Annotated in this window: 2 protein-coding genes and 1 pseudogene; all 3 read right to left on the bottom strand. The window is 48.1% G+C overall.

Translation table 11 applies throughout. The features are described 5' to 3' along the window. Nucleotides 1-107 precede the first annotated feature (107 nt). Nucleotides 108-476: a hypothetical protein gene (locus tag H4J77_RS19500; protein WP_259364949.1), complete on the bottom strand. Its 369-nt coding sequence runs from the start codon at nucleotides 474-476 to the stop codon at nucleotides 108-110. Between the two features lie 167 nt (nucleotides 477-643). After that, nucleotides 644-766, bottom strand: a complete 123-nt coding sequence (locus tag H4J77_RS20090) for a hypothetical protein (protein WP_259364948.1) — start codon at nucleotides 764-766, stop codon at nucleotides 644-646. Nucleotides 767-854: 88 nt separating this feature from the next. Continuing rightward, nucleotides 855-1,107: pseudogene (locus H4J77_RS20085) on the bottom strand (DUF4113 domain-containing protein); the annotation flags it as partial. Nucleotides 1,108-1,231 lie beyond the last annotated feature (124 nt).

Below are 1,231 nucleotides of genomic sequence, written 5' to 3'. Positions count from 1 at the left end.
AAGCGCTTCGATTTCAAATGTCCTATCGAAGTCATGAGCGAAGTGATGCAGAAAGCCTTGGCTATGCAATATGATGCTCCTGCGTCAATTCAATAACCGTGTTGCACTCAGCTCCTGCAACCGCCGATTTTTTTTGCTTTTGAAACCAACTGGCTATTAATTACATGAACGCCAAATATCGCTGCTAGCTCATTTTTTATATGATTCGCTTCTTTTTCAATCTTGCTTCCATCCTGCATGGTATAACTGATTTTAAGAGATGGATGAAGGTCTTCAGCCCCCTTGTGGCGTTCATCCTTATCCAGCTCCATCCTCTTCGAACGCAGGGAGCCAAAAGCAGCGGTAATGGAGCTTTTTCCGAAACCGTTGGGAGCTACAACGAGTGTCGGCTTGTTTGGAATAAGCTGAACATCAAAAACAGAGCTTTCGATTCCCTTAACATTGGTTATGGCGATTTTGTCCATTCTTTTGATCATACAAAATTCATTCCCTTGACTAAATGATGTTTAAACTAACGCCCGCGAGTCTGCTGTTCATGCAGAAGCACGAGCCAAAGCAGTGCTGGCTTACTATACCGGCATTTACAGAATCACAGCATTTTGCTGAGTGCGGTCAAAGCCTCACTCTCGAATCTGGTGACATACTATAGCCAGTGGTCTATCACGGCTTCAGACGCTATACCACGGTTCTCGGCAATCAGAGCCTTGATCGAGATCTTTTGTTGCTCGATCAGGACTAGCCGCGCAAATACAAATTTGTTGTCCATCCCTTGGCTCCAGAAGAGATTTTCCTGCTCGGAGCATAGCCGAGCCCGGACCTTACGCAGATGCTCAGTTACATTTCACGGTCCAGAGTTAGTCAAGACGGGTTGTGTAGCTTTTGCTCAAAAGGTGGCGGCACCTTGACTAGCCCGGTGAGCTAGGCACGCTTGCCAGCTAAAGCGTCCCGCGTTCCCAACGCGGTATCATCCATGACGCTCATTTCCTTATTGGCGGCTACAAGCCGGGAGTGTGCGAAGAGGTCGTCCATGAACTCGCCTGGCTGACAAAGATCCAATAGCAGCACTTCAGCTTTGCTGTATTTGAAGCTAGGTCGGAACAGGCGGTTTGAATCGCCCCCAGTATTCTAGACACTCGCCAGACTCTGGTAATGACGCTTTTCGTACTCGACCGGTGACAGGTCACCACTCGTGCCGTGCCGGCGCCTTGGGTTATAAAACATCTCAATGTAA

It is taken from the genome of Pseudomonas sp. 5Ae-yellow (assembly GCF_014077575.1).
Classification (GTDB): Bacteria; Pseudomonadota; Gammaproteobacteria; order Pseudomonadales; family Pseudomonadaceae; genus Halopseudomonas; species Halopseudomonas neustonica.
Note: the sequence above shows the minus strand (reverse complement) of the source record. Positions and strands in the feature narration are given on the sequence as shown.